Origin of the sequence: Odoribacter sp. AF15-53 (assembly GCF_003479425.1) — a bacterium.
GTDB lineage: Bacteria > Bacteroidota > Bacteroidia > Bacteroidales > Marinifilaceae > Butyricimonas.
The window spans coordinates 1-21222 of sequence record NZ_QUHC01000013.1; the positions used below are offsets into that span (position 1 = coordinate 1).

The following is a 21222-nucleotide window of genomic DNA, read 5'->3' on the forward strand; positions in this document are numbered from 1 at the left end:
AAAAGGGTCAAAGTCGCGTGGCTTTTCCATCTGTCTTTATCTGGAGATTTATCAAATTCTCTTCGCTTCACATCACTTTTCCTCATCATAAATTATATCTACAACACATTTATGAATATGGAAAATACTCCTGTTGAAAATGGAGTTAGAGCAATGCGCTACGTAATTTTAATAGATGAAGCTCATGTCTTATTTAAAGAAAAGAAGTATCAAGAAATTCTAGAAAAAATATTAAGAGAGATACGATCTAAAGGGGTTTCAATCATTTTATTATCTCAAGGTATTGAAGAATATAATCAATCTAATTTTGATTTCTCTTCAATGTGTGAAATGGCATTTCTTCTTGATATTAAAGATAAGAACACAAAAGCTATTGAAAAATTTCTTGGATTATCAAGTAAATATTCATATGCGATCTCCAAAAGTATGGAAAAGATCGAAAAAGGTCAGGCTATTACAAATATCAAAGAATTTAAACTTGCCGAAAGATTTAAAATCAAACAATATTGGGAAAGAAAATAACTATTTATTAAATACGATTTATAATTTAAATATGAGAGAATAATACAAATAATTAAAGTATAAAAAGTTAAACACATGAAGTTTGCTACTTTAGATGTTTTAGATAAGAATTTATCTAGAGATTACCAAAATAATATTAATGCAATACCTCAACACAGATTTGCATTTTATAAAGAAGAATTAATGCTCGACCCCAATTATTGGAATTCTTACTATGAACAATTGAATAAATACAATTTCAATTGGACTGAATTCAAATACCAAGATGTAGTATTAGGAAAAATAAATATAAATAATATTATCAACCAAGATCATACAGGAGTCTATTTATTTATTGTAAAAGGGGATCAATTAATTTACGATTTACCAAAATTCGTTCTATATGTAGGAATTGCAGGGGAGAATGACTCTGCTCGTCCATTGAGAGAAAGACTTTCTGATTATTTCCATATTGAACAAATTAAAAAAAGAGGGAAAGTTCATAGCCTGTTAAAAAAGTACTACAACAACGTTTATATTGCTTTTTCATATGTTCAAAAGCCATCTGAAGAGTTGAAAAATATAGAAAAATATCTTCATGGTTTTTTCTATCCCATATATTGCGATCGAGATTTTCCTGTTGAATTAAAACAATTAAGAAAGGCATTTCCATGAGTACAACAAAATTAATATTACCTTGTTTGAGAGGCGTAATTGGAGATTGGGTTTATTATTCGTCTTTAATGACTGCATCACAAATTTATGACTGGATTCAGACAGCCAAGGACATTAGAGAGGCAAAATCTTTGGATGAAGAATTACAAAGAGATCTAAAGAATAGAAAAAAAGATATTGCCAAATATCTTTTGAATGATAAATCCCGTTTCTTCAACTCAATAATTGTTGGAATTTTTGATGGAGTACCTGATTGGCTGGAATTTGATTTATCTAGAGCACAAGAAAAATTTTCAGACAATTTAGATGAAATCTATATGAAAGATTCCATAGGCTTAATGATCTTTGATGGTGATGAAAAAATGTTTGCTATTGATGGACAGCATCGAGTTGCAGGCATACAACTAGCCTATCAAGAAGAAATGAATAAAGAAGAAAATAAGCGAGTATTAATAGATGATCAATACTCAGTAGTCTTTGTTGCCCATATAGATGATCGTCCTGGAATGAAAAGAACTAGAAAGTTATTTTCTGACATTAACAAGAATGCAAAACCAGTTGCGAAAAGAGATAAAATTATTATTGATGAACAAGAAATTGTATCTATAGTAACTCGTCGAGTATATGCAGAATCCAAATATTTCGATAAAGGCAATTTAATTGCCTTATCTGAAAGTACTAATTTAGAACCGAATGATTCTACGCACTTTACAAATATAACCAATCTATATGATTCTATAAAACGATTAAAGTCATTATATAGGATTCCACAAAAAACAAATGAATGGGATGAACAAAATATACAAGATTTTAAAGCTATTGTTGATCAATTTTTAGACGATATTTTCACATCTAAATCTGAGTATAAAGATTTCTTTATTAACAAAAATAACACACTATTGAATCTTAGAAAAAATAATGCTTATTTATTATTTCGCCCAGTTGGTTTTACAATGATAACACGACTGTATGTTGAGTTCTATAAAAACAATGAAATTGATTTTTTCAAAGAAAATATAGATAAAATAAGTTACCATTTCCCCGAGAGTCCATTCAATAAAATCATATGGAATAATGGAAAAATGGATACAAAATCCAAAACACAAACATTAATGGTTGATCTAACATTATATATCTTAGGAAAATACACAAAAGACATTGAGATATTAAAGAAAAATCTAATAGATGTTACAAAAAATGACAATATAAATTTACCAACTATGCTAATAAAATGACTTTTTTGAGGCTGTATCCACGAAATAGTGTAAATAAAGAAACAGAACTCAAGTAATATGTATTCTGTTTTCAAATTCATAACCAGTAAGCCCCTAATAAAACTCACGATAGCCTCATTAGAATCACTATCGCGAGTTTCTTTTTATAGAATACTTTTTTGTTAGAGTTTTGTTATTGGGGGGAGGCATTTTTTTGTTCTTGCAATTGGACAGTAATTCCTTTAGTTTTTCTCCTTATTTTACATAATACAGCAACTAAGCAAGTACATCTGTAAGTCATTCTCTCGGATTTTTCGATTTAAGATACAACTGCCCAACCATCGGTGCCATTATCCTTTTTGGAAATAACCCGGAAAGATACGTGCATGGTTCTTATATCCAATACGTACGATTCAAAGGAAAAGACAGACAGGCGATATCATCCATGAATTCAAATTTGATGGGAATTTATGTAAATCCTTGCCCAAGATAGATACTTTTATTGAAACAAGCGTATCCATTAAACGCCCAATCCCGGTAAGTGTTTTACGGGAAGAAATTGTTTCCCAATATCCTTACTGGGCAACTCGTGAACTTTTGATGAATGCAATTATGCACCGCGATTACGATTCAAATGCACCAATTCAATTTTATGAATATGACGATCGTATTGAAATACAAAATCCGGGAGGGCTATATGGTAAAGTTAGCCCGATAAACTTTCCAAATGTAAGTGATTATAGAAACCCGTTCATTGCAGAAGCGATGAAGGTATTGGGGTACGTCAATCGCTTTAGTAGAGGAGTCTATCGAGTTCAAAAAGAATTACAGGAAAATGGTAATGGAGAAGCAATGTTTGATTTCTCTCTCCATACTGCTTTTAGGGTGGTCGAAAATGTATCGAAAAAATACTTTGAGAAAGGCTTTGGAACAGACACTCAAGAAACATCCAGAAAACATCCAGAAAACCAAAACAACCCAACAACAAATAATTGATGCAATCAAAGCAAATCCAACTATTACAAGAAGGGAATTGATTTATCTGTTAAACAGTACCGAGGGAAGTATAAAACACCACTTATCTCAACTAACCAAAAAGAGAATAATTAAAAGAGAAGGCTCCGATCGGACGGGCAGATGGGTCGTGAATGAATATCCGCAATAAAAGCTGTAAACTCAAAAACTAACACCTTTTCTTTTAATTTAGAACTCCCGAAGCTCTCTTTTAAAATTTATACCTTATATTTGGGACCCAATAAGAAAAATGCTTTTTATTAATTACAATATTCAAAGTATATAGTTACGATTAAATGTTAGCATACACATACATAAGCAAAGGAAACTTCCGTCTCCAAGAGAAACCGATTCCTCAAATAAAGGACACACGGGATGCTATCGTCCGTGTCACGCTTGGAAGCATTTGTACCAGTGATTTGCACATCAAACACGGAAGTGTACCCCGGGCCGTACCGGGTATTACCGTTGGGCATGAAATGGTGGGTATTGTAGAACAAACAGGCGCTGACGTTACGACCGTGAAACCCGGGGACAGGGTGATCGTTAACGTGGAAACCTTTTGTGGAGAGTGCTTTTTCTGCAAGAAAGGATTCGTGAACAACTGTACCGATCCCAATGGAGGCTGGGCGTTGGGTTGCCGCATTGATGGAGGACAGGCCGAATATGTTCGTGTTCCTTATGCCGATAGCGGGCTCAACCGCATTCCCGACACGGTGAGCGATGAACAAGCTCTTTTCGTGGGCGATGTGCTTGCCACCGGATTTTGGGCCGCACGCATTTCAGAGATCACGGAAGACGACACGGTACTCATCATCGGGGCCGGGCCAACCGGGATATGTACCCTGCTTTGCGTGATGCTAAAGAAACCGAAACGAGTTATTGTCTGCGAAAAATCACCCGAAAGAATTCAGTTCGTTCGGGAACACTACCCTAACGTACTGGTGACCGAACCGGAAAAATGCAAAGAATTCGTACTTCAACATAGTGATCATGGCGGGGCTGACGTGGTACTGGAAGTTGCCGGAAGCGATGACACGTTCCGCATGGCATGGGAATGCGCACGCCCCAACGCCATTGTAACCGTGGTTGCCCTCTACGACAAACCGCAACTTTTGCCATTACCCGACATGTACGGTAAAAACCTTACTTTCAAGACGGGGGGAGTGGATGGTTGCGATTGTGCCGAAATTCTTCGGTTAATAGAAAAAGGCAAGATTGACACCACCCCACTCATCACTTACCAGTTTCCATTAAATGAAATCGAAGAGGCCTATCGTATTTTCGAGAATAAACTTGAGGGTGTGATAAAAGTTGCGATAACAGGAAAATGAACCTTATATTCCTTCACTCACCCCAAGCGACCGTAATTCCGAAAAATAAGGTTGCTTGAGCCATATATCTTTATCCCCGATAGCAACAAAACGATGTTTAGCCCGGGTTAAGGCTACATTCAACAAATTCGGTTTTGATGAAGCCCAAGAAGCAGCTCCCTTTGATTGATCATCAAGCCCCAAACACAAAATCACGCCGGAAGCCTGTTTCCCCTGAAAAGTATGCACTGTACCAACATGACTTTTCAACCAATCATGTAAAAAGCTGCTATTCTCCTTGTCTAGTTTAAGAACCTCTTGCAAAGATTTTTGTAATTTCACTTTCAATTTATGAGGTATTTCTGCAAAAGGAGAATACATTTTCACTAACCCGAAACCCATTTTCTTTCTCATCAAATTCATCTAAAGCCGGAATAAGTACATCAGAAACAATCACATTATCACGTAATTTCCGAGTTTCCAAAACACTCAAATATTCTGCAAAATATTGTTCTACGGGAGCTAAATTCATTTCATCCAAACACAAGAAGAACGGCACATGCTCAAAATACCAAGCCTTAACCAGAAAACGTAAAAAATCAGTCACTATATACTCAGCCCTACCAGATACTCTTGTTACATATCACAACAATTCAGAAGAATCATGCCAATTGGGCCGCACCTGAATCATTTCATAATTATAAGGTTTTTGCTCTTTATCAGCATCTTCTCCACCAGTAGCATAAGCCAACTGGCGAACTATTCGAGACTTTCCCGATCCAGAAATTCCGGCTAAAAGGATAAACGGTTTCGAATGAATAGCCGCGAGCAACGAACGATATTCTGTAGGCAAATTAATATTCATATCATCTTGATTTATATCAACCGAAGTCAATTGTTTGTATCTATCATATACACGAATATATTCATTCAAAATTTTATTTTTATCTTGTGATGAAGAGCAATCCCATTCGATACAATAAATTATACCCTCTTTATACAATTCATCTGCAATATCAAAATCATTTCTTTCTATCAAAAATTCGGAATCCGCATGTAACAATAGGCGAACTTTCTCTCTTCGTTCAACAATTTGCTTCTTACGAAGCCTCGTCCCAAATTTTCCAGAAACCGTTGTTCCTTGGTTTAATGATAGATACACATGTTTCAAATCCGTAGAGAACAAAAACACGATATAGATATCCTCCTGCGTTGATGTTGTAATTTGTTTATCTAATATTGCAACCCAAGGAGTTCTTGTTAATAATCCCGCTCCTATGGAACCTTTTACCATATAATTACTATTCGGCAATACTGATTTCAACAAATCGGGAATTTTTTTAGTGATCTTATCACGAATACCTTTTGCCAATAAACTACATTTCCCCCCAATTAATCCAGAATACCCTGCACCAATCGCATCTTTCGCAAAAGAAAAAAAAAGCTCATTTATAGTCCCTATTATTGGATTAAAATCATACATAATATATCCTCATTATTAAACAAAAAAAACAAACGCTTTGTATGTAAGACAAAATTAAGAAAACAAATTCAATTATCACCGATAATCTATAAAATTCACGAACAGCAATTTTTAATCAAGACAATATTATCTTTCAAAATATCCTATGCTATTACAAAATCAACATAATTCTTTAGTCATATAAATTCTTTTCCTATATCTATAGCAAAGAATCATTCAAAAGAAATTTCATATATCTCTCGGCGTTTTACCTCATCAACGATTAAAGGTTTAAAAGACACTATTCACGCTGTTACAACCGTAACGGTTACGACGGCAACAGAAAAAACACCTCCCAAACCATAAACCTTCTATTCGAGTAATCCATACCTAAATTATAGGTAATACTAAAGTAATAATACCCCTCCCCCGTTGCTTTCACGTTGCTTCCTCGTTGCTGGAATAACGGGAAATGGAGAAGCTTCGAGAGAGCTACGGAACAGCTTCGAAAGAGGGATATTATTACCTTATTATTAGGGGTGAATTACCCTTACTTATCCTCACGTGTATTTGAATTCCCGACAGGCTGAATTTACTTTTTACCCCGCTTCTTCGCAATCCGTTTCAAGGTTGCTTTCATGAGTATCCGGTGGAAAGGTTCCACGACAAAAAAATAACACCTACCGAGCCAGTTATTGTATTTCACGACTGTCGTGATTTCAAGGATTTGCCTGCCAGCTTCCCATTTTCCGCACCACAGGGACGCGTGGAAACTCAAGTGCTTGTCGGGTATCCCGAAAATGATCTCGTTGGCGTCTTTCTCCTGTATCGAATCAATCAAACGAGGCCCGGAATCCAATCCCAAGGGTTTTACCAACACATCCCTCAACTTGAAAAGCCAGTTGACCCAACCCGGAGATTGATTAAAAGCCATATCCAGAAACTCTTCCGGGGTGATCGCTTCCTCCGTGGATATTTCTACTCGAAAAGAATCTTGATAGTCAGCAGGGAGATAACGATTAATCAAATTACTGTTATGCCGCTCTTGTTTCATCATAATACCTGTTTACTTGATGGATATTCAACTCGTGATCCCGCTAACCATACGAAGGATAAAAGTAAACACTTTATTCAAATAGACAAAAGACTACTCGAAATTTTATTCCCGCAGCATCCAGGGAAAACGAGAAAGCAAACCTCCCTCTTTTTAGCCCACATTCCATCACCACCCGTCTCCCCCGAAAAGACACCCCTTTTCGCGAATACCCGTAAGCCCAATTTCTCCCCAAAATATTCACAAAAATTACATCTTAAAAAAGACAACTCACGTATATAAGTTGTAAGTTTGCAATCGAAATGAAAAGATATTTAATCGGCATATTAGTTTGTTTAGCCACGGTTTTCTGTTTGAACGAAATCACGGGTAAAACGGTACAGAACTCACAGGAGAGGATGGCTGTATCGGAACAACATGCCGATGAAATAGGACTCGCGTGTCAACTCTCGTCCAATTCAAAACAAGATGCCGCGTTCACGAATGAACGTTTCTCGTTTGAAGGGTTGGATGTTGTAAATTTGAGCCGCAACGACACCTCGTTCTCATCCACGTCTTCTTACCGGGGATCAAACCCGTCCAGAAGTTTGAAATTTATATCCACGATACTCATGCTCTCGTTCCATGACACGCCGTTAATGAACAGAGACACAAAGAATTTATACTATCATTATAGCTTCGTAAAATCATCGTGTCAGTACTTCATCTACACGTTGAGAAAGATAGTTATTTAGCCTTCGTTTTTTATATCCGAACACGTGCAGATGACCGATACGGCAATTGTCACGTGATCATGCATGAATTTAGCGACACGTCATGCGGTGAATCATTGTTTCCCGGGATCGGGAGTAAAGGGTTCACGTCCAATTAAATCATTCACGCTATTAATATTAAAAATTTATATTACCATGTCTAATTTATTTTTTTCTACATTAGCAATGATGGGTATTACCTTCATCATCGGATTCTTTGTTGCCGGAATTATCAAAATTATCGCCAACTGGGCTGACTTTTTCGACTTTTACCATTTACACAAAGAAGAGATTGTCAACATGAAACGAGCACTCAGGTCGCACCACCATGTTGCATTGACTGAAGCCACTACCGCCGAACAAGGTAACACGTACACGAAAGGACACCAAAGCTTGGCTCACAAGATAAAAGAAACGGTTGACGGGTTAAAAACCAAAAAAAGAGTCACGGCCTAACCCAGACGCGTGACATATATATATAAACTCATTCTCTCTATTAAGATTTACATAATGATGGAAAATATCGATATATTCAGTTTGTTTCAAGGTATCGGGACGATGGCTGCCAGCGGTTGGTTTTTGGCGACCGCGCGGGTCGTGCTGATCGTTCTCGGATTCTTGTTAATTTACCTGGGCTGGAAAGGCGTGCTTGAACCCATGATCATGATCCCCATGGGATTGGGTATGATCGCCATTAACTGCGGGACGCTGATCATGCCCGACGGGACGCTGGGCAACCTTTTCCTAGATCCCATGGTTACAGATACCGACGAGTTGATGAACGTCATGCAGATCGACTTCCTGCAACCCATTTACACGCTGACTTTCAGCAACGGGTTAATCGCCTGTTTCGTGTTCATGGGTATCGGGACTCTGCTTGATGTCGGGTACCTGCTCCAAAGACCTTTCGCCAGCATTTTCCTGGCATTATGCGCCGAATTAGGGACTTTTCTGACCATACCCATCGCCTCGGCCATGGGATTGACATTGAAAGAAAGTGCCTCGGTAGCCATGGTCGGGGGTGCCGATGGTCCCATGGTACTATTTACCTCGTTGGTTCTTGCCAAACACTTGTTCGTGCCGATCACGGTGGTTGCCTACTTGTACCTCGGATTAACGTACGGCGGGTATCCTTACCTGGTGAAACTGCTTATCCCGCAACGGTTGCGGGCTATCAAGATGACCGAGAAGAAAGCACCTAAACAGTACGATGCCAAGGTAAAACTGGCTTTTGCCGTTATCCTTTGCGCCGTGCTATGCTTCCTGTTCCCGGTGGCCTCACCCCTGTTCTTCTCCCTGTTTATCGGGGTTGCCGTACGGGAGTCGGGTATGAAACACGTTTACGATTTCGTGAGCGGGCCACTGCTTTACGGGTCAACGTTCATGTTGGGGATGTTGCTGGGTGTGCTGTGTGACGCTCACCTGCTACTCGATCCGAATATCATCAAATTGTTGATTCTAAGTGTCGTGGCCTTATTACTTTCCGGGATCGGCGGTATTGCCGGCGGGTACATCATGTACTTTATCCGGAAAGGGAATTACAATCCCGTCATCGGTATCGCGGCTGTCAGTTGCGTGCCAACCACGGCAAAAGTCGCCCAGAAACTGGTCAGCAAGGAGAATCCGGACTCCTTTATCCTGGGAGATGCCTTGGGAGCCAATATATCGGGAGTGATCACCTCGGCGATTATTGCCGGTATATACGTCTCATTTATACCACTTTTGTAACAATGATATAAACCCCGAAAGTCAGACAAAAAACTTTTGGGGTTTTATTATAAAATATCCACCCGGTAACAATTCCTTTTCCACGTTTACCGCACGGCAATCCCGTAAATCCGGGAAGTTTCGCCCCACGGATGATAGCCTTGCCCGATGTAACGGAACCCGTATTTCTCGTAGAAACCCACGTGATCAGTCGAAAGATAAAGATGAGTAAACCCGGCCTCGCGGGTGTCGTCCATTGCTTTTTCCAACAATAACTTCCCGTAAGCGTTCCCCCGAAATTCTTCCTCGATAAACAACCCGCATACCCACGGGTACAAATCCATCCGGCTGATAAAGTCATTGGTGATCAACCCGGCACAACCGATTATACGTCCCTCCTCCTCCAGTAAATACCATTGCGGCAGGACATCTTCCGCTCCCCCCGTATGGGTTATACTGTCTTCATACACTTCTCGCAGAACAGATGACCATTTGCTGGAAAAATAGTTTATGGCTATTTCCCGGTATTCCGGATTTTCTCGAATAGATATTATTTTCATAAATGACCTGTTATTTTGTTCACGAGCCCCGAATCCTCCTGTCGTTCAGGCTCGATTGTCCAAAGATACAAAAATCAAAGGTATTTCCAACGCTATACATACGCTTACATCTCTTCGTTATCTCTTTCTTATTCATTCGTTATCTCTTCGTTGTAATAGAAGGGGAGTTTAACGATACTATAAGAAAGAGATAACGAAGAGATGTAAGCGATGGGCAAAGGATGGACAAACCTTGATCACCTAAAATAATACAACTATGAAAAATCATTCTTTCCCAACTTCATCTACCAATTTATTTTCTTAATTTTGTATTATAAGGTAACGAGCTGGCATAAAACGATCACAAATAAACAAGCAAACCAATAACATGAATAATTTAAATGAACAAAATATCACATACTCGAAAAGTGACAATCTACTAAAAGACGCTCGCCAAATTATTGAACGTACACGCAAGTATGCATATAATGCTATTAATATTGCATTAGTTCAACGTAATTGGCTGTTAGGAAAACGTATAGCAGAAGAAGAGTTACAAGGTGAAAACCGAGCCAAATACGGAGAGGAGATAATAGAAACGTTATCAAAAGAACTCACAAAGATTTATGGTAAAGGATTTGATTACAGCTCGTTATACAAATATTCAAAATTCTATAAACTATTCCCCGAAATTTTGGACTCACTGAGTCCAGAATCTTATCCGATCTTATCTTGGACGCATTATCGTGTTCTACTCCAAGTAGAAAACAATGACGCTCGTAACTGGTACATGAAAGAAGCCGCGCAACAAACCTGAAGTGTACGCACGTTACAACGAAATATTGCTTCACAATACTATTTCCGAATCTTACAATCGCAACACAAAGATTTAGTAGAAAAAGAAATGCAAAAGCTCACAACCCCTTTTCAACAAGACAAGTTCGAATTTATAAAAAATCCGGTAGTTGCAGAATTTTTGGGCTTATCCCCCAATTCCGATTTTACTAAATCAGAATTGGAAACTACTATTATCTCGAATCTACAAAAGTTCTTGATGGAACTAGGTAAAGGCTACGCATTTGTTTCCCGTCAGCAACATATCCATACGGAAAAACAAGATTATTTCATCGACCTTGTTTTCTACAACTATATACTTAAATACTTCATTCTTATCGACTTGAAAACAAGCAAAATCACTCATCAAGACGTTGGCCAAATGGATATGTACATCCGTATGTACGATGAACTGAAACGAACCGAAGGAGATAACCCAACTCTAGGAATTGTTCTTTGTGCAGACACGGACGAAGATATTGCACGTTATTCAATCCTACATGGAAATGAACAGTTATTTGCTTCAAAATATAAAACCTATCTTCCTTCTGAAGATGAATTACGTGCTGAAATTGAAACTCAAAAAAGATTATTCTATTTGCAGCAAAAAGAAAGTTAAGGCATAAAAGATATAACACGCTGCTAGCATTGCAGTCGCATATAAATTAACACCCGTAAAAATACACGAGTAACCTATTCCTCTTGCCAGCCTTTACACACGTCAATCCAAGCGGTGTAAGCGGAACTGTCTTCCAATTCCTTTATCGACAATTCGATAGCACTGTTACTTGTTCCCGCGGCCGGGTAAACAATGGCAAAGCGCTTGAGAGAAATATCCAAGAACACTTTCGTACCTTGAGGAATGGCAAACGGGCACACGCCACCGGGAGCGTGTCCGATGTATTTCTCGACTAATTCACCGGGAATCATTTTGGCTTTTTGGTGAAAATACTCCTTATATTTTTTATTATCCACCCTTGCATCCCCCGCGGTAACAATCAAAATGGGATCATCACCCAAAAGAAAGGACATCGTTTTGGCAATACGTTCCGGTTCACACCCGACCGCAACGGCCGCTTCCTCCACGGTTGCACTTGATTGATCCAGTACATGAATCCGTTGCCCCAAGCCCAGGGCATCAAAATATTGTTTTACTTTTTCCAATGACATAAACGAACCTCTTTTCCTTTATTCAAGATGACAAAGATAAGAAAGTTACGCACTCTGTCTTCCTTTAAAAAGTATTTTTTTATTCCGAAGAATATCCCCATATTTGTAACAATCAGATGAATGGACACCAACACATTCAAAAGTTTGTAACATGATGAAAATTGTTTTTATGATTATTATCACCACGATTGTATGCTGTTCACGCAGAAACAAGACTATAAACAAAGCAACTTACGAGGGACAGGACATTTCCGGGATCGCGCAAATCTTTGTAGATAAAGACACGAAGAACATGACGTTGAATATAACGACAAACGAAAAATGGACGTTATACACAGGGCCTTCCGTTGATTCGATTGATTTCTCAACCCCGCTGGCACAAGGCGAAGGAAGCGAAACCATTCAACTCCCGTCTCCCGACAAAAAATACTATCAACTGGTAACCGACAAGGGGAAAGCGATATTGAGCGAAAGACAGTTACCCATGGCCGGGGGATACAATTTCAGGGATTTGGGCGGTATAAAAAACAAAGACGGGCGATTCACGAAGTGGGGGAAAATATTCCGTTCCGACGATTTACACAACCTGACGACGGCAGACTTGGACTATTTGGCCGGAATCCCGATCACGAGCGTTGTCGATTTCAGAGGCAAGAACGAGATAGAAGCCGCACCCGACAAGCTCCCCCGATCTACCCGGAATTCCTATCCCCAATCCATTGATCCCGGTAACGTGATGTCCCTGATCGGACTTACCGACCTGAACACCACGCAAATGGATAGTATCATGATGCAGATGAACACGCTCTTCGTCACGGACAGCACGTTTGTCGACAAATACAGGATCTTTTTCAGATTATTACAAGATGAACAAGAAGTTCCCCTCCTTTTCCATTGTTCCGCCGGGAAAGACAGAACGGGCATGGGAGCCGCACTAATATTGTACGCGCTGGGGGTAGACGAGACAACCATCATGCAGGATTACCTCGCATCAAATATTTACCTGGGCAACAAGTACGCCAAGGAACTGGAGAAAAACCCGGAATTAAAATCCGTGCTGACAGTAAAACGAGAATTCCTGCAAGCCGGAATTGACCGGATAAAACAGGATCATGGCAGCGTGGAAAACTTCCTTGAAAACATACTGAAAGTAGACCTTCCCAAATTCAGGGAACGATACTTATATTAATTTCATTATAGTATCACTCCTCTAAAAACATTTATAACATCAAAAATCAATTACAATTATCCATTTAAACGGGTTCTTGATTAGAATAATTCGTTATATTTGTAATCAACAACAAAAACTTACAAAAACAAGACCATGCAAGCGACCGAACTAAAGAAAATAATACAGTGCGGTGAAACCAGTACCGTACAGTTCAAAGAAAGGTTCTCCTCGCAAAAGCAACTTGCAGCAGAAATGATCGCTTTTGCTAACAGCAAAGGGGGAATTATCATTTTAGGGGTTGAAGACAAAACTGGAGCTATCAAAGGACTTACCTATGAAGAAATTCAAAATACAGCCAGCGAGCTTGGAAATACTGCCAACGAACAAGTACGTCCAGTTATCTATTTGCAAACAGACGTCGTAATTATTGATGAACATCCAATATTAATCGCTTATATCGAAGAAGGTATAAATAAACCCTACAAAGATCTTAATGGAAATATCTGGGTAAAACAAGGAGCTGATAAACGTCGGATCACTGAAAATTGCGAAATACTACGCCTATTCCACTATTCCCATACGTATACGCCAGATGAAGAACCTGTTATAGGAACTTCTGAAAAAGATTTAGACGGAAGACTTATCGACACGTACATTCGAAAAGTATACCATAAGGAAAAAGAAGATTTTGGAATGCCTTACGAGCACCTGTTACAAAACTTACGTATCATGGATGAATCGAAGACATTAACGTTATCAGGATTACTTTACTTCGGCAAGCACCCTCAACAATACAAACCGTCTTTCATGATTAAAGCTGTTGCTTTTTATGGGAACGATATCGCAGGAACTCAATACAGGGATAGTAAAGATATAGAAGGTACTATACCTGAATTATTCGAACAAGGCATGGCATTCTTAAAATCAAATCTTCATCACATTCAAGCCGGTCAATCATTTAATTCCATCGGGAAATTAGAGATATCTGAAATCGCTTTGGAAGAAACACTTCAGAACGCATTGGTCCACCGAGAGTATATAAAAACAGCTGCAATCCGATTATTAATTTTTGATGATAGAGTCGAAATTATTAGCCCAGGATGCCTTCCGGATGGATTAACTGTTGAGGATATAAAATTAGGTAATTCTTATCAACGGAACCAGCAAATTGCCAACTTCTGTGCAAAAACAATGGTCTACCGTGGTTTAGGATCAGGCATTATACGAGCCTTAAAAGAGGACGTACACATAGATTTTATTAATAACGAATCAGGTAACCAATTTACAACAATACTTTATAGAAATAAAGTTACGACTAACCTAAAAAACGAAAAAACTAACCTAGAAACTAACCTAGAAAACGAAAAAACTAACCTAGAAACTAAAATCACTAGCCTAAAAACTACCCAAGAACGTCTTTTAGACCTTATTCAAAAGAATCCTACGATTACCAGGCAACAACTAGCAGATCACATTGGTTTGACGATAGCAGGCGTAAAATATCATTTGGCAAAAATGTCCGCAAACGGATTAATCAAACACGAAGGAAGTACAAAAAAAGGCTATTGGATAATAATTAGCTCTAAAGTTTAAACTAGGACATATCCCTTTCAGCCACAATTACAAACATATATTTTTCAAACTCCTCTCTTTTCAACTATCTTTGTCATTTGAAAAATATATTAAGTACATGGACTTTTTAGAATGGAAACTACACATATATTCCATAGTATTATTGGTAATACTTCTTTCCGGTTGTCACGGAAAAACGGACGAAAAAGAGATCGTGATCATATCCACGAACGACATTCACGGACAGATTCAGCAATTCCCGAAACTGGCAACATTCGTGAATCGAGTGAAAGCGAAACATCCGAACGTGATTCTGGTGGACGCGGGCGATAGATTCACGGGTAACCCATACGTGGATTACGCGGAAGAAAGAGGCTTGCCGATCATCACGTTGATGAATGAACTGGGATACGCGATAGGCACGTTGGGAAACCACGAGTTCGATTTCGGACAAAAAATTCTCCGGACAAGAATAAATGATGCAACTTTTCCGATTATTTGCGCGAACATAAACTCTTCCCGGAGCGAATTAGATAGCATCGCTCCCTACCACACTATCGAGAAAGACGGTATCAAACTCTGTTTCCTCGGTCTCATTCAAACCGAAAAGGATCATATCCCCAGCACGAACCCGGGCCACTTGCAGCAAATCACGTTCGACAATTACCTTGACAAGATTGACGACTACAGGCAATTGAAACAGTCGTGCCACGCTTTCATCGGGTTGACCCACCTCGGTGTAGATTCCGACTCGATGCTGGCAACACGAATGCCGGAACTGGATATCATCATCGGTGGCCATTCCCACACGTTACTGGAAAAGCCCAAGCGAGTAAACAACGTGCTAATCGGGCAAACCGGGATCAAATTACAATATGCAGGATTGACAACACTGAAATTCAAAAGGGGAAAACTCACGGAACGTACCTATGAATCTTGCCTGATCGACACGATTACCCTAGCGGATTCCAGCATGACAGAAAAAGTGAAGTTCTTTGTCAACCACCCCCGTTTTAAACAAATTATCGGAACGGCGGCCCTCCCGTTCGAATCACAGGAAAGCATCGGCAACCTTGTCACGGATGCCATGTTATCGGCCACCTCATCCGACATTGCTTTCTACAATCAGGGAGGAATCCGCATCACGCAACTGCCACAGGGAGATATCACGCTGGAACAACTTCTTTCAATCGAACCCTTCGGCAATCATATCGTCACGCATGAAATGACGCTCAAAGAGATAAAAGCACTGATTTTAAACCGTTTTAACCGGGAGGATCTCGCCATTGACCTGTTCGTCTCGCCCGGTAGTTACACGATTATCCGGGATCAACAAGGAAACGGAACGGATGTACTTATTCTAGATCGAAACAAGAAGCCTCTGGTTGATGAGCAGATTTACAAGGTCGCTCTAAACAATTACGTGAGTGTTGATTACGATTTTCCGAACAGGGGAAAAGGACGACACTCAGATATCTCGGTAGTAAACGCCATGATCCGGTTCATTCAATCCGACCAGCCCGTTCGCCCCACGAAAGGACGTACTTATATTAAATAGCCCAAAACTCTGAAAGGCTTTACAGCTCGCGGGATACAGATGCATTCTTCTTTTTTAAAAAACCTTCATTAAATTATACTCTCTAAAAAGAATCACGAGCAAATAGTTAAACACGAGAACATTAATACATATCATTGAATGCCAATACATATTAATAATGAACACCCTATTGCGAGTATTCATTTTTTATTACTATATTTGAACTCAATAAAGGAACGTTTTGTGATACGATAAAATGTATCGTCATGCTGCTTGTCAGCACGATCGAGTGATGATTTCCCCGCGGGGGATGTGTGATAATATCTTGGAATGCACGAGAAAGAAATGATAGAAGCCATTCTTAAAGGTGACCAAAAGGCCTTTAAGTTGTTAGTCGACACCTATCAATTGATGGTTGTCAACACTTGCTACGCGTTCGTGCATGATCGGGACGAGGCTGAAGATATCGCCCAAGACGTGTTTGTTCAGGTTTTCGAATCCCTCGGTAGATTCCGGTTCGAAAGTAAATTATCCACGTGGTTGTACCGGATAGCCGTGAACAGATCGATTAATCACTGCAAATCACCCCGGGGACGAGCAATCAAAATAGACATTGATTCATGGAAACAACAAGAGGTGGCACAATCGGTTGAAATGCCCCAGCAACAAATCCTGGAAGAACAGGAACAGATAGAATTGCTACACAAAGCTATCGACAAGCTCCCCGAAAACCAACGTACGGCTTTAATACTAAACAAGTACGAGGAGCTTTCATACAAGGAAATCGCAGATGTCATGGGGGTCTCTCTCTCCTCCGTGGAATCGCTTATTTTCCGTGCGAAAAATAATCTTGAGAAAATATTCAACACGAAATAAAAGGAATTGGCATGAAAGGGATAAACAAAAAATATTTGATTTACTGGGTAAATATCATCCTGTTAATGGTGAACACGGCCCTCATCGTGTTCTTCTGTTTTACCCCGGAAAAAACGGTCTACAAAAATGAAGACTCCACGATATCAAACGAATTCTTGCGTCAGGAACTGGGTTTCACGGATGAGCAATACGAGCTAATCAACGAACTGGACAAGGATGTGCTGGAAAAACATCAGCTCGTGCTGAAACTACTTTGCCAAAGACGCTATCAAATGCTGAACGAGTTGGCCAAATCGAACCCGTCCATGGAAGAACTGAATAAAATCGCCTCGTCCGTGGGACACCTGCACAAAGCATTAAAGACCCAGACGGCACGACATTTACTCAATATAAAAAAGGTGTGTACCCCGGAACAGTCCAAGAAACTGGAAAAAATGTTCATTGATTTACTGGAAATCAATAAACATTGTTCGGAATGCGCACAAAAATGCACGGATAAAGAAAAATGCGAACGGTGTCCTAAGTTTCAGCATTACAAGAATATAGAATCCGATTCTTTGAAGGTGGACACGGATTCCGTGAAAAAAATCACGAAATAATGAAAAAAAAAGGCTTGCCCGCGCAAGTTTTTAATATAAAGTCTGTCATATAACCAAAGAGAGAAAAATCATGAAAGTTGAAGAGATCATAGAAAAGGACAAGGTAAGGGAAGTGCGTGAGGACTTTTATGACGGGATCATGAAAAAAATGGCCCGGAATAAAATGGATAATGCCGGTCCTGTGATCCGCAAAAGACACTTAGGCATGAGCATCGCTGCAGGAATTGCAATAGGCATTCTGGTGGGCAGTATACACCACCACATGCACAAGACCGATCGGCAAGTGGCGATGCAGGAATGGCTAGGCAAGTACAATATTAACGAAATTAAACTTGAATGTATTGAGGACAGACTTTTTAATTAAAAACAGCTAAACCTACAAGATCTTACTATGAGTTTGAAAAAATTGTTTTTTTTAAGCACGGTCATCTTTTTGATCGGGCACATGAACCTCTTTGCCCAATCTGAAAAGGTCAGCCTATCCGGAACGATACAAGATGCTAAGTCCGGGGAAACATTACCATTCGTAGTGGTCAATATCAAGGAATTAAACCAATGGACCACTTCAGACATTAACGGAAAATTCTCATTTAAAGACGTAAAAAAAGGCGAATACACGTTGACAGCCTCCTGCCTTGGTTACAAGGATTACGAAATGAAGATTAATTTGAATAAAAATATTGAAAAATACGTGCTAAAACTGGAAGAACAAACTTTGGCTTTAAAAGAAGTAACGGTGACGGCTACCGCCGGCAATAAACTGAATAGTTCTTCCTCTATTAAAAAAGCGGCGCTGGAACACGTGCAGGCCTCCAGCATCGTGGATGTGATGCAATTGTTACCGGGATCATTAACCATCAACCCGAACCTCAATGACATCACGAAATTGACAATCCGCGACGTTACGGGAAAAGATGCGACCAACTCTTTCGGTACGGCCGTTATCGTGGACGGGGCTCGAATGTCAAACGATGCCAACATGCAAATGGCTTCCACGGCTTTATCCTCACAGGGAATAAGCTCGTCGGCCGGAACAGGTATCGACGCTCGCCAGATCGCCGTGGATAACATCGAGTCGATCGAGGTAATCCGGGGTATCGCCTCGGCAGAATACGGAGATTTAAACTCCGGGGCCGTAATCGTGAAGACGAAAGCAGGAAGGTCCCCGCTGGAAGTCCGCTTCAAAACAGACCCGAAAATCAAACAAGTTTACGCGGGTAAAGGATTTGCCCTAGGTGAAAACAAGGGATTCCTGAACATCGATGCCGATTACGTACAATCACAAAATGATATCCGTACCCCGGCAAAATCCTACAACCGGTTGACAGCACAATTAGGATATTCTAACGTCTTTAATCCACAGGGAAGAGCATTCAGTTTCAACGCCAAATTAAAAGGATTGATGACGCTCGACAAACAAAAAAGTGATCCGGACAAACAATCCGAAGAAAAAACAAAGGCCGAGGAACAAGAAATCAACTTGAATATCTACGGGAACTGGATGGTGAACAAGGCTTGGTTGACCAGTTTAAGATACACCGTGGCCGGGTCAATAGGCAAACAGTACAACTGGGATCACGATTTACACACCACCGTGGGTGCGGCAAATACCACCGCCATGGAATCCGGGGAACACGTGGCGGGCTTCCTCCCCTACGAGTATTATAGTGACTTGAAGATCGAGGGGAAACCCGTTTATTTACAAGCCAAATTAACGGCTAACATATCCGGGAAATACGGTATTTTCTACAATAACTTCATGCTAGGAGGTGAATGGAGCACGAAAGGAAACGAGGGAAAAGGAAAGAGTTTCGCCTTGGATTATCCCCCGACACAAAACGTACGCCCCCGCTCGTTCAAGGATATTCCTTATATTAATGAATACAGCGGATTCATTGAAGACAAGGTAAAAATCGAAATCGGCAAAAGATCGTTGGAACTCTCCGCGGGAAGCCGATTTACCAAGATTGACACCAAAGGAGCCGATTTTGACGTGATCGTGGACCCGCGTTTCAACGCTCGTTTCACGCTGATCGAAAACCGTTGGAATAAAAAAGGTTGGGAAAACCTAAGCATCCGTGTCGGTTGGGGTATTCAACACAAAATGCCGACTCTGGCTTACCTGTACCCGGACCCCGCTTATATTGACAAGGCAAGTTTCACGTTCAAAGATGATGCTAACGATTACAGGCTATCCATGATCACCACGAATGTTTTCGAGACGGACAACGACGCACTGAAAATCCCGAAAAGTAATAATTTCGAAGTCGGGGTTGACTTCAAGGTACTTAATATAAATGCCAGCTTGGCCTATTTCAAGGAAAAACTGACAAACGGGTATAACCAAGCCGGATACGCCATTCCGTATGAATACAGGGAATACAACTATAATGCCGGATTGACTCATCCTGAATACGTGAACGGGGAAGTCGTAGAAAACGGAAACCCGGTAGGCTATCGCACCTTAAAAACATTCGGCGTTTTCCAACGTCCGGATAACGGGATCACCACCGACAAATGGGGTATTGAATACTCGTTTGATTTTGGAAAAATCGATGTGATTAAAACCTCCATTCTTCTGGACGGGGCCTATTTCCACACGAAAACGTTCGACAATAGTCTCAAAATGTTCCACGAGAGCAGATACATCGACAACGAGCCTTATCCTTACGTGGGCTTATTTGCAGGAGGAAATGCCGTGGGTAACGGGAATCTTTACCAACGTTTGAACACGAACTTGCGTCTGGTAACCCATATCCCCCAATTACGCCTGATCTTCACGCTGGGAGCACAATGCGTATGGATGGACAAACAGAAAGCTCTCTCCAAATATAAAGGACAATGCCTGGCTTACATGAAAGACGAGGACGGGAATATTGTCGAAGGCGATATCGAAAAAGACAAAACCTATAATAAATACGTTAATCCGGTAGCCTACATGGACCGGGAGGGAGCAATCCACCCGTTCACGGAGACGGAAGCGAAAGATCCGGTTTTCCAACACATGATAAAAAGCGGTAAAGCCACTTATTTCGTGGAAGACTCTCTAGACCCGTATTTTATGCTCAATCTACGCATGACGAAAGAAATCGGGAAATACGCCTCTCTTTCTTTCTACGCGAACAATTTCACGAATGCCAAACCTTGGAGATATTATAAATCCAGCGGTTCTGACTTCAGAGTAAACAGTGACATCAGCTTTGGTGCCGAGATCAGCCTGAAATTTTAACGG

At 40.2% G+C, this 21222-nt stretch carries 23 protein-coding genes; 18 read left to right on the plus strand and 5 right to left on the minus strand.

The annotated features are described in order from the left end of the window. From DWW52_RS18145 to DWW52_RS18165, 6 genes are all read left to right on the plus strand, one after another. Positions 1-522, plus strand: a 522-nt coding sequence (locus tag DWW52_RS18145) for a helicase HerA-like domain-containing protein (RefSeq protein ID WP_118717044.1), incomplete at its 5' end; no start/stop codon positions are given. Between the two features lie 75 nt (positions 523-597). Next, complete coding sequence (locus tag DWW52_RS18150; RefSeq protein WP_118717046.1) at positions 598-1176, plus strand: hypothetical protein; 579 nt, start codon at positions 598-600, stop codon at positions 1174-1176. Further along, positions 1173-2411 (plus strand): DNA sulfur modification protein DndB, encoded by a 1239-nt coding sequence (locus DWW52_RS18155; RefSeq protein ID WP_118717048.1) that lies wholly within the window; start codon positions 1173-1175, stop codon positions 2409-2411. Before DWW52_RS18150 ends, DWW52_RS18155 begins: the two co-directional genes overlap by 4 nt. 459 nt (positions 2412-2870) lie before the next feature. Next, positions 2871-3386: an ATP-binding protein gene (locus tag DWW52_RS21400; RefSeq protein WP_370449532.1), complete on the plus strand. Its 516-nt coding sequence runs from the start codon at positions 2871-2873 to the stop codon at positions 3384-3386. Continuing rightward, positions 3286-3555, plus strand: coding sequence for a winged helix-turn-helix transcriptional regulator (locus tag DWW52_RS21405; RefSeq protein ID WP_370449533.1), 270 nt, complete (start codon positions 3286-3288; stop codon positions 3553-3555). The genes DWW52_RS21400 and DWW52_RS21405 overlap by 101 nt, the downstream gene beginning before the upstream one ends. 145 nt (positions 3556-3700) lie before the next feature. Beyond that, positions 3701-4738, plus strand: a complete 1038-nt coding sequence (locus DWW52_RS18165) for an alcohol dehydrogenase (protein WP_118717050.1) — start codon at positions 3701-3703, stop codon at positions 4736-4738. A gap of 3 nt (positions 4739-4741) precedes the next feature. Here DWW52_RS18165 and DWW52_RS18170 read toward each other — a convergent pair whose 3' ends face one another. The 3 genes from DWW52_RS18170 to DWW52_RS18180 all read right to left on the minus strand — a co-directional run bounded on the left by DWW52_RS18170 (position 4742) and on the right by DWW52_RS18180 (position 7236). Further along, the gene (locus DWW52_RS18170) at positions 4742-5131 is read right to left on the minus strand and encodes an AAA domain-containing protein (protein WP_233556979.1); all 390 of its coding nucleotides are present in this window, start codon (positions 5129-5131) and stop codon (positions 4742-4744) included. 229 nt (positions 5132-5360) lie between these two features. Further along, positions 5361-6200 (minus strand): MrcB family domain-containing protein, encoded by an 840-nt coding sequence (locus tag DWW52_RS18175; RefSeq protein ID WP_118717054.1) that lies wholly within the window; start codon positions 6198-6200, stop codon positions 5361-5363. A gap of 571 nt (positions 6201-6771) precedes the next feature. Next, entirely contained in the window at positions 6772-7236 is a 465-nt protein-coding gene (locus tag DWW52_RS18180; protein ID WP_118717056.1) for a DUF2867 domain-containing protein, read from the minus strand. A 299-nt stretch (positions 7237-7535) separates the two neighbouring features. Here DWW52_RS18180 and DWW52_RS18185 point away from each other — a divergent pair, with 299 nt between their 5' ends. The 3 genes from DWW52_RS18185 to DWW52_RS18195 all read left to right on the plus strand — a co-directional run bounded on the left by DWW52_RS18185 (position 7536) and on the right by DWW52_RS18195 (position 9713). Next, positions 7536-7967, plus strand: a complete 432-nt coding sequence (locus DWW52_RS18185) for a hypothetical protein (RefSeq protein WP_118717058.1) — start codon at positions 7536-7538, stop codon at positions 7965-7967. Positions 7968-8141: 174 nt separating this feature from the next. After that, positions 8142-8441, plus strand: a complete 300-nt coding sequence (locus DWW52_RS18190; protein ID WP_118717060.1) for a hypothetical protein — start codon at positions 8142-8144, stop codon at positions 8439-8441. 57 nt (positions 8442-8498) lie between these two features. Next, a complete protein-coding gene (locus tag DWW52_RS18195) occupies positions 8499-9713 on the plus strand; it encodes a sodium ion-translocating decarboxylase subunit beta (RefSeq protein ID WP_118717148.1) in 1215 nt (404 codons plus the stop codon). A gap of 86 nt (positions 9714-9799) precedes the next feature. Here the strand turns inward: DWW52_RS18195 and DWW52_RS18200 are convergent, their stop codons facing one another. Continuing rightward, positions 9800-10252, minus strand: coding sequence for a GNAT family N-acetyltransferase (locus DWW52_RS18200; RefSeq protein WP_118717062.1), 453 nt, complete (start codon positions 10250-10252; stop codon positions 9800-9802). A gap of 367 nt (positions 10253-10619) precedes the next feature. Here DWW52_RS18200 and DWW52_RS21410 point away from each other — a divergent pair, with 367 nt between their 5' ends. Together DWW52_RS21410 and DWW52_RS21415 are read left to right on the plus strand one after the other, a co-directional pair. Then, positions 10620-11048, plus strand: coding sequence for a DUF1016 N-terminal domain-containing protein (locus tag DWW52_RS21410; protein ID WP_370449534.1), 429 nt, complete (start codon positions 10620-10622; stop codon positions 11046-11048). Positions 11049-11135: 87 nt separating this feature from the next. Continuing rightward, complete coding sequence (locus DWW52_RS21415; protein ID WP_370449535.1) at positions 11136-11684, plus strand: PDDEXK nuclease domain-containing protein; 549 nt, start codon at positions 11136-11138, stop codon at positions 11682-11684. Between the two features lie 74 nt (positions 11685-11758). On the opposite strand, the gene DWW52_RS18210 is transcribed toward DWW52_RS21415, so the two are convergent. Further along, positions 11759-12235, minus strand: coding sequence for a YbaK/EbsC family protein (locus DWW52_RS18210; RefSeq protein ID WP_118717064.1), 477 nt, complete (start codon positions 12233-12235; stop codon positions 11759-11761). Positions 12236-12386: 151 nt separating this feature from the next. Between DWW52_RS18210 and DWW52_RS18215 the strand changes: the two genes are divergently transcribed. From DWW52_RS18215 to DWW52_RS18245, 7 genes are all read left to right on the plus strand, one after another. Further along, positions 12387-13424, plus strand: coding sequence for a tyrosine-protein phosphatase (locus DWW52_RS18215; protein WP_118717066.1), 1038 nt, complete (start codon positions 12387-12389; stop codon positions 13422-13424). A gap of 135 nt (positions 13425-13559) precedes the next feature. Beyond that, positions 13560-14999, plus strand: a complete 1440-nt coding sequence (locus DWW52_RS18220) for an RNA-binding domain-containing protein (RefSeq protein ID WP_158582660.1) — start codon at positions 13560-13562, stop codon at positions 14997-14999. Between the two features lie 97 nt (positions 15000-15096). Then, positions 15097-16536 (plus strand): bifunctional UDP-sugar hydrolase/5'-nucleotidase, encoded by a 1440-nt coding sequence (locus DWW52_RS18225; RefSeq protein ID WP_118717068.1) that lies wholly within the window; start codon positions 15097-15099, stop codon positions 16534-16536. A 309-nt stretch (positions 16537-16845) separates the two neighbouring features. Further along, positions 16846-17391 carry an RNA polymerase sigma factor gene (locus DWW52_RS18230; RefSeq protein ID WP_118717070.1) on the plus strand — a complete coding sequence of 182 codons (546 nt, stop codon included), beginning with the start codon at positions 16846-16848 and terminating at the stop codon, positions 17389-17391. 11 nt (positions 17392-17402) lie between these two features. After that, positions 17403-17990, plus strand: coding sequence for a Spy/CpxP family protein refolding chaperone (locus DWW52_RS18235; protein WP_118717072.1), 588 nt, complete (start codon positions 17403-17405; stop codon positions 17988-17990). Positions 17991-18060: 70 nt separating this feature from the next. Continuing rightward, positions 18061-18354 (plus strand): hypothetical protein, encoded by a 294-nt coding sequence (locus tag DWW52_RS18240; protein WP_118717074.1) that lies wholly within the window; start codon positions 18061-18063, stop codon positions 18352-18354. Positions 18355-18381: 27 nt separating this feature from the next. Beyond that, positions 18382-21219, plus strand: a complete 2838-nt coding sequence (locus DWW52_RS18245; RefSeq protein ID WP_118717076.1) for a TonB-dependent receptor — start codon at positions 18382-18384, stop codon at positions 21217-21219. Positions 21220-21222: the final 3 nt, after the last annotated feature.

Bases quoted from the DNA above. Each gene is read 5' to 3' on its own strand.
- DWW52_RS18190 (WP_118717060.1), top strand. From the start codon at position 8,142: ATGTCTAATTTATTTTTTTCTACATTAGCAATGATGGGTATTACCTTC.
- DWW52_RS18175 (WP_118717054.1), bottom strand. From the start codon at position 6,200: ATGTATGATTTTAATCCAATAATAGGGACTATAAATGAGCTTTTTTTT.
- DWW52_RS18150 (WP_118717046.1), top strand. From the start codon at position 598: ATGAAGTTTGCTACTTTAGATGTTTTAGATAAGAATTTATCTAGAGAT.
- DWW52_RS18220 (WP_158582660.1), top strand. From the start codon at position 13,560: ATGCAAGCGACCGAACTAAAGAAAATAATACAGTGCGGTGAAACCAGT.
- DWW52_RS18225 (WP_118717068.1), top strand. From the start codon at position 15,097: ATGGACTTTTTAGAATGGAAACTACACATATATTCCATAGTATTATTG.
- DWW52_RS18210 (WP_118717064.1), bottom strand. From the start codon at position 12,235: ATGTCATTGGAAAAAGTAAAACAATATTTTGATGCCCTGGGCTTGGGG.
- DWW52_RS18235 (WP_118717072.1), top strand. From the start codon at position 17,403: ATGAAAGGGATAAACAAAAAATATTTGATTTACTGGGTAAATATCATC.
- DWW52_RS21405 (WP_370449533.1), top strand. From the start codon at position 3,286: ATGTATCGAAAAAATACTTTGAGAAAGGCTTTGGAACAGACACTCAAG.
- DWW52_RS18180 (WP_118717056.1), bottom strand. From the start codon at position 7,236: ATGATGAAACAAGAGCGGCATAACAGTAATTTGATTAATCGTTATCTC.
- DWW52_RS18230 (WP_118717070.1), top strand. From the start codon at position 16,846: ATGCACGAGAAAGAAATGATAGAAGCCATTCTTAAAGGTGACCAAAAG.
- DWW52_RS18215 (WP_118717066.1), top strand. From the start codon at position 12,387: ATGATGAAAATTGTTTTTATGATTATTATCACCACGATTGTATGCTGT.
- DWW52_RS21410 (WP_370449534.1), top strand. From the start codon at position 10,620: ATGAATAATTTAAATGAACAAAATATCACATACTCGAAAAGTGACAAT.
- DWW52_RS18170 (WP_233556979.1), bottom strand. From the start codon at position 5,131: ATGAGAAAGAAAATGGGTTTCGGGTTAGTGAAAATGTATTCTCCTTTT.
- DWW52_RS18245 (WP_118717076.1), top strand. From the start codon at position 18,382: ATGAGTTTGAAAAAATTGTTTTTTTTAAGCACGGTCATCTTTTTGATC.
- DWW52_RS18155 (WP_118717048.1), top strand. From the start codon at position 1,173: ATGAGTACAACAAAATTAATATTACCTTGTTTGAGAGGCGTAATTGGA.
- DWW52_RS18200 (WP_118717062.1), bottom strand. From the start codon at position 10,252: ATGAAAATAATATCTATTCGAGAAAATCCGGAATACCGGGAAATAGCC.
- DWW52_RS18185 (WP_118717058.1), top strand. From the start codon at position 7,536: ATGAAAAGATATTTAATCGGCATATTAGTTTGTTTAGCCACGGTTTTC.
- DWW52_RS18165 (WP_118717050.1), top strand. From the start codon at position 3,701: ATGTTAGCATACACATACATAAGCAAAGGAAACTTCCGTCTCCAAGAG.
- DWW52_RS18240 (WP_118717074.1), top strand. From the start codon at position 18,061: ATGAAAGTTGAAGAGATCATAGAAAAGGACAAGGTAAGGGAAGTGCGT.
- DWW52_RS18195 (WP_118717148.1), top strand. From the start codon at position 8,499: ATGGAAAATATCGATATATTCAGTTTGTTTCAAGGTATCGGGACGATG.
- DWW52_RS21415 (WP_370449535.1), top strand. From the start codon at position 11,136: ATGCAAAAGCTCACAACCCCTTTTCAACAAGACAAGTTCGAATTTATA.